Here is a 13,949-nt window from a genome sequence, read left to right as displayed (position 1 = left end):
GGGCAGTCTCCCGGTTGACGGTCCGAAAACCCAAACGGAATGTCACAGCGGGCTACAGACGTGGCCAACGCACGGGTCCCACAGGGGCTCGACGACGGGGAGGAGCACCTTGGTCCGACGCTAAACGGAATGAGTCGTACCTGTCTGTGGCGGGGCGGGTTCCCGGTCTGTCCCGGTGGAGAGCCGCGCGCCTCGCGGCCGACTCCCCCGGCCTACATCAGCGGGGTCAGGAAGCGGCGGAGGGCCTCTTCGTAGCCCGCGGGGTCGGCGTTCCACATGGCGCCGTGCGGGGCGTGGCGGACCGTGCGCAGGGTGACGCGGTCGGGGCGGTCGGCTGCGAGGCGGCGGGAGGGGCCCCAGGGGGCGAGGGTGTCGTCCGGGCCGTGGAAGATCAGGGTCGGTGCCGCGAGCCGCGGCGGGGCGGCGGCCTCGTCGGCGCGGTCGCCGTGCAGTCCCGTGCGGCCCTGGGCGGCACGGACGGCGAGGGACAGCAGGGCGCCGGGGGTGCGGCGGGCGGCGGCGAGGGCGCGCAGGGTGGCCGACCAGTCGAGGACCGGCGAGTCCAGGACGAGTCCGGCGACGCGGTCGCGCAGCACGGAGTGCGTGGCGGCGCGCAGGGCCATGGTGGCGCCGGTGGACCAGCCGTGCAGGACGACCTTCGCGGCGCCGTGCTGCACGGCGTAGCGGATGGCCGCGTCCACGTCGCGCCACTCGGTCTCGCCGAGGTGGTTCAGGCCGTCCGGGGGGCGGGGTGCGCCGAGGTCACCGCGGTAGGCGAGATCGAGCACCGGGAAGCGGTGGCGGTGCAGGAACGCCATGACGTTCATGGGGTGTTCGCGGGTGGTGCCCAGGCCGTGAACGGTGATCACCCAGGTGTCGCGGGCGGCGGGCACGAACCAGGCGGGCAGGGCGCCGAGTTCGCCGGGGATGTCGACGTCGGTGTGGTCGAGTCCGAGGGCGGTGCGCGGGTCGCCGATGTGCGTGTTGGGGGTGAGCCACACCTTGTCGCCGGGCTCCAGGGTGCCGTGGGTCACGCGTTCCAGGCGGCGTACGACCGTGTCGGGGGCGTGCGGGGCGCCGTCCAGGACGTTGCCGACGACCGCGTGGGCGGCTTCGCCGGTGAGGCCGTAGATGCCGGGGCGCTGTGCGGCGAAGGCCCGGGTGAGGGTGATGCGGCCCGCGGCGGTGGAGTGCACCGTCAGCCGGGGCTCCGTGGGCAGTGGTCTGCCCGGCGACACCTTCAGCGCGGCGTCACTGGCCAGCCGTCCGGCCGCGACACTGGCCGCGCCGGCCGCGAACACGAGACCGGCAGCCGCGACTGCCGCCTTGACTCCACGCACGGCACCAGTGTCCCGGCGGATCACGACATGGGCCAGTGGGCGTGGATTCCGGGTGAGCTGTCCGTGCCCCGGGCCCGCCGCTGAACTCTGAAGTCTCCTACTCCGGCTGCCCGTAGCCCCGCAGCCGCTCCCCCACCTCGTTCAGCTGTTCGTGGGTGAGCAGGGTCGGGGTCAGGCCGGGGACGGAGGAGGCCGTGAGCCAGACGCGGCACATCCACTCCAGTTGGGCGGTGCGGTCGAATGCCTCGGAGAGGGTGTTTCCGTATGTGATCGTGCCGTGGTTCTGGAGAAGACAAGCGGTGCGGTCGGTCAGGGCGCGGAGCATGTTCTCGGCCAACTCCTGGGTGCCGTAAGTCGCATACGGGGCGACTCGGACGGGCCCGCCGAGTGCGGCGGACATGTAGTGGATCAGCGGCAGTTCGCGTACGAGCGTGGAGACGGCCGTGGCGTGGACGGCGTGGGTGTGGACGACGGCGCGGGCGTCGGTGGTGCGGTGGATCGCCAGATGCATGGGGAGTTCGCTCGTGGGGCGGAGCGTGCCGAGGACCTGACGCCCTGCGAGGTCCACGCCGGTCACGTCGTCCGGCGACAGCCGGTCGTACGGCACTCCCGTCGGCGTGACCAGGACGGTGTCGCCGACCCGTACGGACACGTTGCCGGAGGTGCCGACGACCAGCCCGTCGACCACCGTCCGACGGGCCGTCGCCACGAGCTCGTCCCACGCCCGCGCCACGTCGTCCGGCACCACCCGGTGCCGTACGTCCGGCGATTCCCGCGCATCCGCACCCGCGTCCCGGCCGTCCCAGGTGTTCCGCTGCTGCTCAGCCATGCCGTGATCCTGCCAGGCGGGCCGTGCGGAACGGGCCGGGGCGGGCCGGAGGGCGGGGCACTGTAGGGCCGAAAGCGGACCTTCGGAAGGTCTCATATGCATACATATCGCTCGCGATGGTGATTGGCCGACGATTGGCCGGTGACCGGCCTGTGATCGACTGGCATTCGGTGATCTTCCAGTAGCCTCCGGATGTTTCGTCGCACACGTCGCCATTCCGGGGGGAAACATGGCTCGCGTTCACAAACCGTCCCGTCAGGCGTCCCGTCACCACAACCGCTTACTGGCGGCATCGGTCGCCGCGCTCGCCTTGGGGGGAACCGCTCTCGTCGAGATCCCCGTCTCGGCCGCCGCGAGGCCCAAGGGGCACGACGTCTCCTCGCACCAGAAGAACGTGAACTGGTCGCGCGCGAAGTCGAAGGGCGCCAAGTTCGTCTACGTCAAGGCGACGGAGTCCACCACCTACCGCAACCCGCACTTCCGCCAGCAGTACAACGGCTCGCGGAACGCGGGCATGATCCGCGGCGCGTACCACTTCGCGCTGCCGAACCAGTCGTCCGGGAAGACCCAGGCGGCGTACTTCGTGCGGAACGGCGGCGGCTGGCGCGCGGACGGCTGGACGCTGCCGCCCGCGCTGGACATCGAGTACAACCCGTACAACAAGAAGAAGAAGTGCTACGGCCTGAGCGACAGCAAGATGGTCGGCTGGATCAAGTCGTTCAGCAACGAGGTCAAGCGGCTCACCGGTCGCCGTCCGGCGATCTACACGACGACCCACTGGTGGAAGACCTGCACCGGCAACAGCGCAGCCTTCGGCCAGAACCACGCGCTGTGGCTGGCGCGGTACAACTCGGCGGGGGCGGGAGAGCTCCCCGCGGGGTGGAAGTTCTGGACGATCTGGCAGTACGACAACGGCAGCGGAAGCCTGCCGGGTGACCAGAATCTCTTCAACGGGTCCATGGGCCGACTGAAGCAGTTCACCAGGGGCTGACCAAGCAGGGCGCGGGCCCGTGGAGACTCTCCACGGGCCCGCGGAGCTGGGGATTCCACCTCAGTTCGAACAGTCGGGCACCATCACACCGCCCGACTTCCCGGGCCCGTCAGCACAAGCGGAACGGCGGCACCCCATTCACCACACCCCACGGTCCATCGCAGTTCACCTTCCGTTCACCCAGGTTACTTACGGTCCACGTGCCACTGACGTCCGAAAGAAGCCCGGGTAAATGGAAAACTTCTCGCTGATCCTCGCGATCGTGGTGGTCACTGCGCTCGCGTTCGATTTTACGAACGGTTTCCACGACACCGCCAACGCGATGGCCACCACCATCTCGACCGGCGCGATGAAGCCCAAGGTCGCGGTGGCCATGTCCGCCGTGCTCAACCTTGTCGGCGCGTTCCTCTCCATCGAGGTCGCCAACACCATCTCCAAAGGACTCGTCGACGAGTCCGGCATACAGCCGGAGGTCATATTCGCGGCGCTCGTGGGCGCCATACTCTGGAACCTCGTGACCTGGCTGGTCGGGCTCCCCTCCAGTTCCTCGCACGCCCTGATGGGCGGCCTGATCGGCGCCACGATCGCCTCGGCCGGCCTCGGCGCGGTGCACGGTGACGTGCTCGTCACCAAGGTGCTGATCCCCGCCGTCGCGGCCCCGCTGGTCGCCGGCGTCGCGGCGATGTTCGCCACCCGGCTGACGTACAAGCTGGGGCAGCACACGAGCGAGAAGGCCTCCGGCAAGGGCTACCGTGCCGGCCAGATCGCCTCCGCGGGCCTGGTCTCGCTGGCCCACGGCACGAACGACGCGCAGAAGACGATGGGCATCATCACCCTGGCCCTGGTCGCCGGCGGCACCCTCGCGCCGGACTCCGACCCGCCGGTGTGGGTCATCGTCTCCGCCGGTATCGCCATCGCGCTCGGCACCTACCTGGGCGGCTGGCGCATCATCCGCACGATGGGCAAGGGCCTGACCGACCTCCAGCCGCAGCAGGGCTTCGCCGCGCAGACCAGCGCGGCCACGGTCATCCTGGCCTCCTCGCACCTCGGCTTCTCGCTCTCCACCACGCACTCCGTCTCCGGTGCCGTGATGGGCGCGGGCCTCGGCCGCAAGGGCGGCGTGGTCCGCTGGTCCACCGCCACCCGCATGTTCGTCGCCTGGGGTCTGACCCTGCCGGCCGCCGCGCTCGTCGCCGCGCTCGCCGAGTGGGTGACCGCCTTCGGGACCTGGGGCACGGCCGCCGTCGCGGTCTTCCTGGTCGGCTCCAGCGCCGCGATCTGGGTGGTCTCGCGCCGGGAGGTCGTCGACCACACCAATGTGAACGACGCCGCTACCGACGAGCCCGCCGGTGTGGTCACCACGGCCATGGCGGCGGTGGCCCCGCCGCCGGCCGGCGCCGCGGCCGAGGACCTCGCGGCCACCATTCCCGCCCCGGCGGCGGCCACCGAGGCCACCGCGAACCCGTCGGCGCCGACGCCCGCCGTCTGAGCCCCGCGACCATCTGAGGAAGAATCACCATGCACATCGACTGGGCAGCCCTCGGCTCCGTCTTCGGAGTCAGCCTCGTGGTCACCGTGGCCCTCGTCGGCCTGTTCACCCTCGGCATCGTCGGCCTCTCCAAGCGGGAGGAGGCGTCAACCCGGGGCGACTCGGTGGCGCTGGCGACCACAGGGGCGTACATGTGCTTCGCGCTGTGTGCGGCGGCTGTGGCGTACGGAATTTCACTGATCATGGCCTGACGTCACACCAACCGCTGCGTCACCTGGAGTAAGGCCGCCCCCTCGTGAATTTGATCACGAGGGGGCCTTTCCATAGGTTCTACCTCGCACCGCGACCGCGTCGATTTGACACCTGGCTTTTCGACCTGCTACTAGCCGACGTCAGCAAACTCACCTACTCTGATGGAGAGTTGAAATCCGACGTGGTACGGGCGACCTGTCAAAGACGACACGTACCAGGGAGCGACATGGCCGGGGACATCGATCCGAGTCTGAACCGACGCAGGCTTCGCATCGAGTTGCGCAAGGCGCGTGAAGGCGCCGGTCTCACACAGCGGGAAGCCGCCGAGACACTTGAATGGTCCCTGTCAAAATTGATTCGTCTGGAAGCGGCGGCGGTGAGCTTGAGCGTCACCGACCTCCGGGCTCTGCTCCAGCTCTACAACGTGACCGAGCCCGGCCTGGTGGCCGAACTGGAGGACGCCGCCCGTGGTTCCAAGGGGCTGTCCTGGTGGGCTCCGTACAGCGACATGGTGCATCCGCAGTTCGCCCAGTACCTGGGCTACGAAAGTGCCACGACCGCCATCCGCACGTACCACCCGACTCTGATCCCCTCGCTGTTCCAGACGGAGGATTACGCGATGGCCCAACTGGCACCGCGCACGGTCCCCGACGTGGCGCGGCGGTCGGCGGAGCTGCGCACCACCCGCCAGGAGCGGATCTTCGACGGCGAGCACGGGCCTGAAGTGCACCTCGTGCTGGACGAGGCGGCGGTCCGCCGGGTCATCGGTGGGCCGGGCGTGATGCGCCACCAGCTGGAGCACCTCAAGACCATGTCCCAGCACTCCAACGTCACCATGCGCCTGCTTCCGTTCACGGCGGGGGCGCACTACAGCGTGGCCGGCTCGTTCACCTTGCTCGGCTTCAAGGACGACGACGACCTGCTCTTCCTCGAAGGCCCCACGGGGATTTCGTCGAGCCGGGACGACCTCGAACAGACGGCCCGCTACCAGGAGTGCTTCGAGGACATCAGCAACAAGGCGCACGACGGTGACCGGATGATCGAGCTGATCGACACGGTCAAGGAGAGTCTCGACAACAGCTGAATCCCGGGAGGGACGACCCGGGCAGACAACGGGGAGGGCCCATGGTGGTCTTCGGGTTCCTTGAGTGGTGCAGGCGGCTGCGCGCGGCCCGTGTCGTCAGGGCGGGCGAACCTCCAGGGAGCCCTCCCGAGTCCACGAACGCCGACGAGGACGCGCCCGCCACACTGGACGACACCACACTCAAGGCCTGTGCCATGCAGCGCCCCGAGTGGGCGGACGCCCTCATTCAGGTGGAGAACGCCCGGGTGGATGGCGAGATAAGGCTGATGTCGGTCCGTCTGCTGCTGGGCACGGCCTGCGGAAGCGTGCTGCTGTTCAGCATCGCCGTGTCCGCCCGGGTGGCACCCAGCATTCATCTGGGGGTGCTCACGCCACTGACCACGGTCGTGTTCGGTGGCCTCGCCGCAGCGGTCGTCACGGCGCTCGCCGCCGGGATCGGCAAGGCGCTGCGCGGCCGCTCGGGGACCGCGCAGCCACCCGTCGTCAGCGACCCCGTGCGTCCTTCGGGCGAGCCGCCGTCAGAGCCCGGTCCAGAACGCGGAGGCGCTCCGCGCCTGGAGTGAGCCCCCACCACAGCCCGGCGCTCGCGGCCACGAGGACGGTCACCACCAGCCATACGAGGCCCTTCGCCTCGGCCCCGGGTACCAACAGCGTGGCGAGCGCGCCGAGACCGACCGCCACCACTCCCGTCATCAGGGAGAAGAGTGCCAGTGGGGCTGCCGCGGACAAGGAAAGACGCGGGGTACGGGATCCTCCCGCGCGCGCTGGGACTTGCTTGGCCCTGTCTCCCATGTGGGTCCCTCCCGTCCCGCCGGACGGCCCTCAGAAACCGTCCATTGCCGGGTTCTCAAGCTCAGCCAGCAAACCACACCAGGCGGCAGCCGGAAAGACGAGCATCGGGCCTTCGCACCGTTTCGAGTCACGCACCAGAACGTGCGCCCCCTCGACGGCGACTTCGACGCAGGTGTCCGTGTTCCCACCTGAGTAGCTGCTCTTCCGCCACACCCGCTCCGACACATCCCTGCCGACCACACCGACCTCCTCCAGACAAAAGAGTCAGCGCACCGACACGGCGTCCACCGCGACGACCCGAGCGCCGTGTCCCGCCGCCGCCCGGAGGCGGTGGCAGTCCCGGCCACACCAGGTTCGTCTCCCCGCAACGAATCACCCAATGCCGCTCGTCGGCGCTCAGCTTTCGTACTGCCGTTCCCTCAAGTGTTCCCAGGTTGGGCGTCGGGAAAGAGCCGAGAAACCGCCGATTCGGGTGTCTGACGATATTTCAGCGGTGTGGGGCTCAGCACACCACTGCGTCGCAGGTCAACAGCAAGTTGACGGGTCTTCCAGGGGCATGGTGGACTGCCGGGGCCAGCTACGACGGCAGGAGAGGAAGCCGGTGCGAGTCCGGCGCGGTCCCGCCACTGTCACCGGGGAAGAACCTTCCCGGGAGCCAGGAACTCTCGTCGTCGGTCTCGTCGAACCAGGGCGTGGACACCCTGAGTGAGGACATATCGCCATGCGCGGCTGCCCGTTGAGCTTCACCACCTCGCCCTTGCCCGACCTCGCGATCGGCTGAGGCCGTGCGTGCCGATCGCGTCTTCGCGTACGGCGCCGCCGCCGGGCTCCTCGGTGACCTGCTGCTCGGCGATCCGCGCCGGGGGCACCCCGTCGCCGTGTTCGGGCGGGCCGCGGCTGCCGTGGAGCGGGTGTTGTGGCGGGACCACCGGGGGTGGGGCGCGCTGCACACCGCCGTGTGCGCCGGTGGCGCCGTGGCGCTCGGGGCCGCCGCCGCGTCCGCCGTACGGCCGTCGCGTGCCGCCTCCGTCGCGTTGACCGGCGCCGCCACCTGGGCCGTCGTCGGGGGGACTTCACTCGCGCGGGAGGCCCGGACCATCGGGCGGGCGCTCGAGGCGGGGGACGTCGAGGCCGCCCGGGCCCGGCTGCCGCATCTGTGCGGGCGGGATCCACAGGCCCTCGATGCCGATGGGATCGCTCGGGCCGTCGTGGAGTCCGTCGCCGAGAACACCTCCGATGCCGTGGTGGGGGCGTTGGTCTGGGGAGCCGTGGGGGGTGTGCCCGGGCTCGTCGGGTTCCGGGCCGTCAACACGCTTGACGCCATGGTCGGGCACAGGTCGCCGCGATATCGGCGGTACGGGTGGGCTTCCGCCCGGCTGGACGATGTGGCGGGATGGCCGGGTGCTCGGCTGACCGCCGTGCTCGCCGCCGTCGCCGCGGGCGATCGTCGGGGGGCCGTACGGGCGTGGCGTGCGGACGCGGCGAAGCATCCGAGTCCCAACGCCGGGCCCGTGGAGGCGTCGTTCGCGGGGGCGCTGGGGGTGCGGTTGGGGGGGACCTTGTCGTATGGGGGGCGGGTTGAGCATCGGCCTGTGCTGAATGGGGTGGGGCGGGCTGTCGTTGTCGGGGATATCGAGCGGGCTGTGCGGTTGTCTCGGTGGGTGGGTTGGCTGGCGTTGGGGGTCAGTGCGGGTGTGTCGCTGCTCCTGGACCGGGTCATGAGGGGCCCGGCGCTGTCGGCTGTGCCCACCCTCCCCCACTCTCGACTTCGCTCGAGCGAGGGGACCCCCATCGCCCTGCGGAACGACTGCCCACAGGGATTGGGGACTGAATCATGACCGGTGGCGGACTACTTGTAGCCGGTACCACCTCTGATGCCGGGAAGAGTGTCGTCACCGCTGGGATCTGTCGGTGGCTGGTTCGGCAGGGGGTCAAGGTTGCGCCGTTCAAGGCGCAGAACATGTCCCTCAATTCGTTTGTGACGAGGGAGGGCGCCGAGATCGGGCGGGCGCAGGCCATGCAGGCGCAGGCCTGTCGGGTCGAGCCGACGGCGTTGATGAATCCCGTGCTGCTCAAGCCCGGTGGGGAGCAGAGCAGTCAAGTGGTGTTGCTCGGGAAGCCGGTGGGCGAGCTGAGTGCGCGGGGGTATCACGGGGGGCGGCAAGGGGCGCTCCTCGGGACCGTGTTGGAGTGTCTCGCCGAGTTGCGGGGCACGTATGACGCGGTGATCTGTGAGGGGGCCGGTTCTCCCGCCGAGATCAATCTTCGGCGGACGGACATCGTCAATATGGGGATCGCCCGGAATGCCGGGCTCCCCGTTCTCGTCGTCGGCGACATCGACCGTGGGGGTGTCTTCGCCTCCTTCTTCGGGACCGTCGCGCTCCTCTCCCCCGAGGATCAAGCGTTCGTCGCCGGGTTCCTCGTCAACAAGTTCCGGGGGGATGTCTCCCTGCTGGAGCCCGGCCTCGACATGCTGCACGGGCTGACCGGGCGGCGGACGTACGGTGTGCTGCCCTTCCGGCACGGGCTCGGGATCGACGAGGAGGACGGGCTGCGGGTCTCGCTGCGCGGGACCGTGCGGGAGTCGAATGTCGCTCCGCCCGTCGGGGAGGACGTGCTGCGGGTCGCCGTCTGCGCCGTCCCCCTCATGTCCAACTTCACGGACGTCGACGCGCTGGCCGCCGAACCCGGTGTCGTCGTGCGGTTCGTGGACCGGCCGGAGGAGCTGGCCGACGCCGATCTCGTGGTCGTTCCGGGGACCCGGGGAACCGTACGGGCGCTGGAGTGGCTGCGGGAACGCGGGCTGGCCGACGCCCTGAAGCACAGGGCGGCCGAGCAGCGGCCCGTGCTCGGCATCTGCGGTGGCTTCCAGGTCCTCGGCGAGCACATCGAGGACGAGGTCGAGAGCCGGCGGGGGCAGGTGGACGGGCTCGGGGTACTGCCCGTGCGGGTGCGGTTCGCCCGGGAGAAGACCCTCACCCGGCCCGTCGGCGAAGCCCTCGGGGAGCAGGTGCAGGGGTACGAGATCCATCACGGGGTCGCCGAGGTCGTCGGCGGTGAAGCGTTCATCTCTGATGACAATGGACACAGCCTCGACGGCTGCCGGGTCGGGCAGACCTGGGGCACGCACTGGCACGGGTCGCTGGAGTCGGACGGATTCCGGCGGGCCTTTCTGCGCGAGGTGGCGGCCGCCGCGGGGCGCCGCTTCGTACCGGCCGCCGACACGTCGTTCGCCGCGCTGCGCGAGGAGCAGCTCGACCGGCTCGGAGATCTGATCGAGGAACACGCGGACACGGACGCGCTGTGGCGGCTCATCGAGTCGGGCGCGCCGCAAGGACTGCCTTTCATTCCACCGGGAGCGCCCGCATGAGCACAGTGTTGTTGTTGTCGACCGCCGACACGGATCTGCTGGCGGCCCGGGCCGCTTCCGGTGCCTCGTACCGGATCGGCAATCCGACCCGGGTCGATGTCGAGGGGGAGCTGCCCGGTCTGCTCGACGGCGCGGACATCGCCGTCGTACGGCTGCTGGGCGGCAAGCGGGCCTGGGAGGACGGGCTCGCCAAGCTGAAGGCGTCCGGCATCCCGACCGTGCTGCTCGGTGGGGAGGCGGTGCCCGACGCGGAGTTGATGGCCGAGTCGTCCGTGCCCGCCGGTGTGGTGGCCGAGGCGCTGCGGTATCTCGTCGAGGGCGGGCCCGCCAACCTCACCGAGCTGGCGCGGTTCCTGTCCGACACCGTGCTGCTGACGGGTGAGGGGTTCGTCGAGCCGCAGAAGATGCCCGAGTACGGCATCCACGGCGATCGTACGATCCACCCGGACCGTCCGACCGTCGGCGTGCTCTTCTACCGGGCCCACGAGCTGAGCGGCAACACCGCGTTCGTGGACACCCTCTGCGATGCGATCGAGGCGCGAGGGGCCAACGCCCTTCCCGTGTACTGCGGTTCGCTGCGCGGGGCCGACACCGGGTTGTACGAGATCCTCGGCCGCGCCGACGCCCTCGTCGCCACTGTCCTCGCCGCCGGCGGTACGCACGCCTCGCAGGCCTCGGCCGGTGGTGACGAGGAGGCCTGGGACATCGGTGCGCTCGCCGATCTCAATATCCCCGTCCTGCAAGGGCTCTGCCTCACCTCGTCACGCGCCGCCTGGGACGAGTCCGATGCCGCCCTCTCCCCCATGGACGCGGCGATGCAGGTCGCGATCCCGGAGTTCGACGGGCGGATCGTCACCGTGCCGTTCTCCTTCAAGGAGCAGATCGACGAGAACGGGGCCGACGTCCCGGTGTACGTCGCCGACCCCGAGCGCGCCGGCCGCGTCGCCGGAATCGCCGTACGGCACGCCCGGTTGAAGCACAAGCCGAACGCCGAGAAGAAGCTGGCGCTGGTCTTCACCGCGTACCCGACCAAGCACTCGCGGGTCGGCAACGCGGTCGGCCTGGACACGCCCGCCTCGGCGGTACAGGTACTGGACGCGCTGCGGGACGCGGGCTACTCGCTGACCGAATACCCCTCCGGTGGCGACGAGTTGATCCACCGGCTCATCGAGGCCGGTGGCCACGATGTGGAGTGGCTGACGGAGGACCAGCTGGCCGCCGCGCCCGCGCGGGTGCCGCTCGCGGACTATCGAGCGTGGTTCGACAAGCTCGACCCTCAGCTGCGGGACGCCATGCTGGAGGCGTGGGGCGAGCCGCCGGGCAGCCTGTACGTGGACGGGGAGGACATCGTCCTCGCCTCGCTCCGGTTCGGGAACGTCGTCGTGATGATCCAGCCGCCGCGCGGCTTCGGCGAGAACCCGATCGCGATCTACCACGACCCGGACATGCCGCCGTCCCACCACTACATGGCGGCGTACCGGTGGCTGGACAACTCGTTCGGCGCCGACGCCATCGTGCACATGGGCAAGCACGGCACGATGGAGTGGCTGCCTGGCAAGGGGCTGGGGCTGAGCGGCGGTTGCGCGCCGGACGCCGTCCTCGGTGAGCTGCCGCTGATCTACCCGTTCATCGTCAACGACCCCGGCGAGGGCACCCAGGCCAAGCGGCGCGGGCACGCGACGGTGGTCGACCATCTGGTGCCGCCGATGGCGCGCGCCGACACGTACGGCGATCTGGCGAAGCTGGAGCAACTCCTCGACGAGTACGCGCTCGTGTCCGACCTGGACCCGACGAAGGCGCCGGCCGTGCGGGCGCAGATCTGGACGCTGGTGAAAGCGGCCGAACTCCACCACGACTTGCACGTCGACGACCAGCCGGATGACGACGCCTTCGACGAGTTCGTCATGCATATCGACGGCTATCTGTGCGAGATCAAGGATGTGCAGATCAGGGACGGTCTGCACATCCTCGGGGGCGGGCCCGTCGGTGAGCCGCGCGTCAATCTCGTGCTGGCCGTGCTGCGCGCCTCGCAGGTGTGGGGCGGACAGGCGAACGCGCTGCCGGGGCTGCGGGCCTCCCTCGCGGCCCATTTCGGGCTGGTCGAGAAGGAGTTGCTGACCGAGCCCGGTGCGCCGGTGAAGGTGTCGGTCGAGCTGACGGACCTGGTGGATGGGCCGGCGCGTACCGCCGCCGACGCCATCGACCTCCTTGAGCAGCTGTGCCGACGGCTCGCCGAGGGCATGGAGGCGCGGGACTGGGACGTGACGGTCGTCCCGGCCCTCGTACGCGGGGTGCTCGGCATCGAACTGCCGGACGCCGTCGCGGTGTTGGAGTTCGCCTGCAACGAGGTCGTGCCTCGGCTGGCCCGGACGACGGACGAGATCGGGCACATCCTCAAGGCGCTCGACGGTGGGTACGTGCCGGCTGGTCCGTCCGGTTCGCCCACGCGCGGGCTGGTGAACGTCCTGCCGACCGGGCGCAACTTCTACTCCGTCGACCCCAAGGCCATTCCGTCCCGGCTGAGCTGGGAGGTCGGGCAGTCGCTCGCCGACTCGCTCGTGCAGCGGTATCTGGCCGACACCGGGGAGTACCCGAAGTCGGTCGGGCTGACGGTGTGGGGTACGTCCGCGATGCGTACGCAGGGCGATGACATCGCGGAGATCCTGGCGTTGCTGGGGTGTCGTCCGGTGTGGGACGACGCGTCGCGGCGGGTGACAGGGTTCGAGGTGGTCGGGCTCGAGGAGCTGGGGCGTCCGCGCGTCGATGTCACCGTCCGGATCTCCGGGTTCTTCCGGGATGCGTTCCCGCATGTGGTGGGGCTGATCGACGACGCGGTGCGGGCGGTTGCGGAGCTGGATGAGCCGGTCGAGTCCAACTTTGTGCGGGCGCATGTGGAGGAGGATGCGGCCGTGCATGGGGATCGGCGGAGGGCTACGGCTCGGATCTTTGGGTCCAAGCCGGGGGCTTACGGGGCGGGGTTGCTGCCGTTGATCGATGCGCGGAATTGGAGGAGCGACGCCGACCTCGCCGAGGTGTATGCCGTCTGGGGCGGTTACGCGTACGGGCGCGGGCTGGAGGGGCGGGCGGCTCGGGGGGACATGGAGACGGCGTTCCGCCGCATTGCCGTGGCCGCGAAGAATGTCGATACGAGAGAGCACGATCTCGTCGACGCGGACGACTACTTCCAGTACCACGGCGGGATGGTCGCGATGGTGCGGCATCTGACGGGGGCCAGCCCTGAGGCGTACGTGGGGGACTCGGCCGTGCCCGACCAGGTGAAGACCAGGACTCTGGGCGAAGAGACGCACCGCGTGTTCCGGGCCCGGGTGGTCAATCCCCGCTGGATGAGCGCGATGAGGAGGCACGGTTACAAGGGCGCGTTCGAAATGGCCGCGACGGTGGACTACCTGTTCGGGTACGACGCGACGGCCGGGGTCGTGGACGACTGGATGTACGAGAAGCTGTCGGCCGAGTACGTCTTCGACGCCGAGAACCGGGACTTCATGAAGAAGTCCAACCCGTGGGCGCTGAGGGGCATCACCGAGCGTCTGCTGGAGGCGGCGGACCGAGGGCTGTGGGCGGAGCCGGACCAGGAGACCCTGGACCGGCTCCGGGCGACCTACCTCGAACTTGAGGGAGATCTGGAGGGAGACGAGTGATCTCCCTGGGAACCCCCGCGTTGGCGGGGAGCACTAAACCTCGGCAAGTTCGGCATCAGAACGCCAAGGACCACCCCCGCGTAGGCGGGGACCAGATCTCGACCATGGCACGCCTGCGGCCAGAGTTTGAACCGGTTTGCGGC

At 69.8% G+C, this 13,949-nt stretch carries 11 protein-coding genes and 1 riboswitch; of the genes, 8 read left to right on the top strand and 3 right to left on the bottom strand.

What is annotated here, in order from left to right:
• Positions 1-212: 212 nt before the first annotated feature.
• Positions 213-1,340 (bottom strand): alpha/beta hydrolase family protein, encoded by a 1,128-nt coding sequence (locus F3T56_RS09095; RefSeq protein WP_149824196.1) that lies wholly within the window; start codon positions 1,338-1,340, stop codon positions 213-215.
• Between the two features lie 97 nt (positions 1,341-1,437).
• On the bottom strand, positions 1,438-2,169 hold the full coding sequence (locus tag F3T56_RS09090) for a class II aldolase/adducin family protein (protein ID WP_149824195.1): 732 nt from the start codon (positions 2,167-2,169) through the stop codon (positions 1,438-1,440).
• A gap of 229 nt (positions 2,170-2,398) precedes the next feature.
• On the opposite strand from F3T56_RS09090, the gene F3T56_RS09085 reads away from it, so the two are divergent.
• From F3T56_RS09085 to F3T56_RS09065, 5 genes are all read left to right on the top strand, one after another.
• Positions 2,399-3,160, top strand: coding sequence for a lysozyme (locus F3T56_RS09085; protein WP_149824194.1), 762 nt, complete (start codon positions 2,399-2,401; stop codon positions 3,158-3,160).
• A 232-nt stretch (positions 3,161-3,392) separates the two neighbouring features.
• The gene (locus F3T56_RS09080) at positions 3,393-4,649 is read left to right on the top strand and encodes an inorganic phosphate transporter (protein WP_149824193.1); all 1,257 of its coding nucleotides are present in this window, start codon (positions 3,393-3,395) and stop codon (positions 4,647-4,649) included.
• Positions 4,650-4,678: 29 nt separating this feature from the next.
• Complete coding sequence (locus tag F3T56_RS09075) at positions 4,679-4,900, top strand: hypothetical protein (RefSeq protein ID WP_149824192.1); 222 nt, start codon at positions 4,679-4,681, stop codon at positions 4,898-4,900.
• A gap of 227 nt (positions 4,901-5,127) precedes the next feature.
• Positions 5,128-5,985 carry a helix-turn-helix domain-containing protein gene (locus F3T56_RS09070; protein WP_149824191.1) on the top strand — a complete coding sequence of 286 codons (858 nt, stop codon included), beginning with the start codon at positions 5,128-5,130 and terminating at the stop codon, positions 5,983-5,985.
• 41 nt (positions 5,986-6,026) lie between these two features.
• Complete coding sequence (locus F3T56_RS09065; RefSeq protein ID WP_149824190.1) at positions 6,027-6,548, top strand: hypothetical protein; 522 nt, start codon at positions 6,027-6,029, stop codon at positions 6,546-6,548.
• Positions 6,549-6,807: 259 nt separating this feature from the next.
• Here F3T56_RS09065 and F3T56_RS09055 read toward each other — a convergent pair whose 3' ends face one another.
• Positions 6,808-6,990, bottom strand: a complete 183-nt coding sequence (locus tag F3T56_RS09055) for a DUF397 domain-containing protein (protein WP_342786906.1) — start codon at positions 6,988-6,990, stop codon at positions 6,808-6,810.
• A gap of 329 nt (positions 6,991-7,319) precedes the next feature.
• Positions 7,320-7,462: riboswitch (cobalamin riboswitch) on the top strand.
• 100 nt (positions 7,463-7,562) lie between these two features.
• Between F3T56_RS09055 and F3T56_RS09050 the strand changes: the two genes are divergently transcribed.
• The 3 genes from F3T56_RS09050 to cobN are packed head-to-tail and all read left to right on the top strand — an operon-like array spanning position 7,563 to position 13,806.
• On the top strand, positions 7,563-8,615 hold the full coding sequence (locus F3T56_RS09050) for a cobalamin biosynthesis protein (RefSeq protein WP_246203502.1): 1,053 nt from the start codon (positions 7,563-7,565) through the stop codon (positions 8,613-8,615).
• Complete coding sequence (locus F3T56_RS09045; RefSeq protein WP_149824187.1) at positions 8,612-10,147, top strand: cobyric acid synthase; 1,536 nt, start codon at positions 8,612-8,614, stop codon at positions 10,145-10,147. Before F3T56_RS09050 ends, F3T56_RS09045 begins: the two co-directional genes overlap by 4 nt.
• Complete coding sequence (gene cobN, locus F3T56_RS09040; RefSeq protein ID WP_149824186.1) at positions 10,144-13,806, top strand: cobaltochelatase subunit CobN; 3,663 nt, start codon at positions 10,144-10,146, stop codon at positions 13,804-13,806. Before F3T56_RS09045 ends, cobN begins: the two co-directional genes overlap by 4 nt.
• Positions 13,807-13,949 lie beyond the last annotated feature (143 nt).

This window comes from Streptomyces tailanensis, assembly GCF_008386495.1.
GTDB classification, from domain to species: Bacteria; Actinomycetota; Actinomycetes; order Streptomycetales; family Streptomycetaceae; genus Streptomyces; species Streptomyces tailanensis.
This window is presented reverse-complemented; position numbering and strand designations above follow the sequence as displayed.

Coding starts and splice junctions, on each gene's coding strand:
- F3T56_RS09070 (WP_149824191.1), top strand. CDS start 5,128: ATGGCCGGGGACATCGATCCGAGTCTGAACCGACGCAGGCTTCGCATC.
- F3T56_RS09045 (WP_149824187.1), top strand. CDS start 8,612: ATGACCGGTGGCGGACTACTTGTAGCCGGTACCACCTCTGATGCCGGG.
- F3T56_RS09090 (WP_149824195.1), bottom strand. CDS start 2,169: ATGGCTGAGCAGCAGCGGAACACCTGGGACGGCCGGGACGCGGGTGCG.
- cobN (WP_149824186.1), top strand. CDS start 10,144: ATGAGCACAGTGTTGTTGTTGTCGACCGCCGACACGGATCTGCTGGCG.
- F3T56_RS09075 (WP_149824192.1), top strand. CDS start 4,679: ATGCACATCGACTGGGCAGCCCTCGGCTCCGTCTTCGGAGTCAGCCTC.
- F3T56_RS09085 (WP_149824194.1), top strand. CDS start 2,399: ATGGCTCGCGTTCACAAACCGTCCCGTCAGGCGTCCCGTCACCACAAC.
- F3T56_RS09080 (WP_149824193.1), top strand. CDS start 3,393: ATGGAAAACTTCTCGCTGATCCTCGCGATCGTGGTGGTCACTGCGCTC.
- F3T56_RS09065 (WP_149824190.1), top strand. CDS start 6,027: ATGGTGGTCTTCGGGTTCCTTGAGTGGTGCAGGCGGCTGCGCGCGGCC.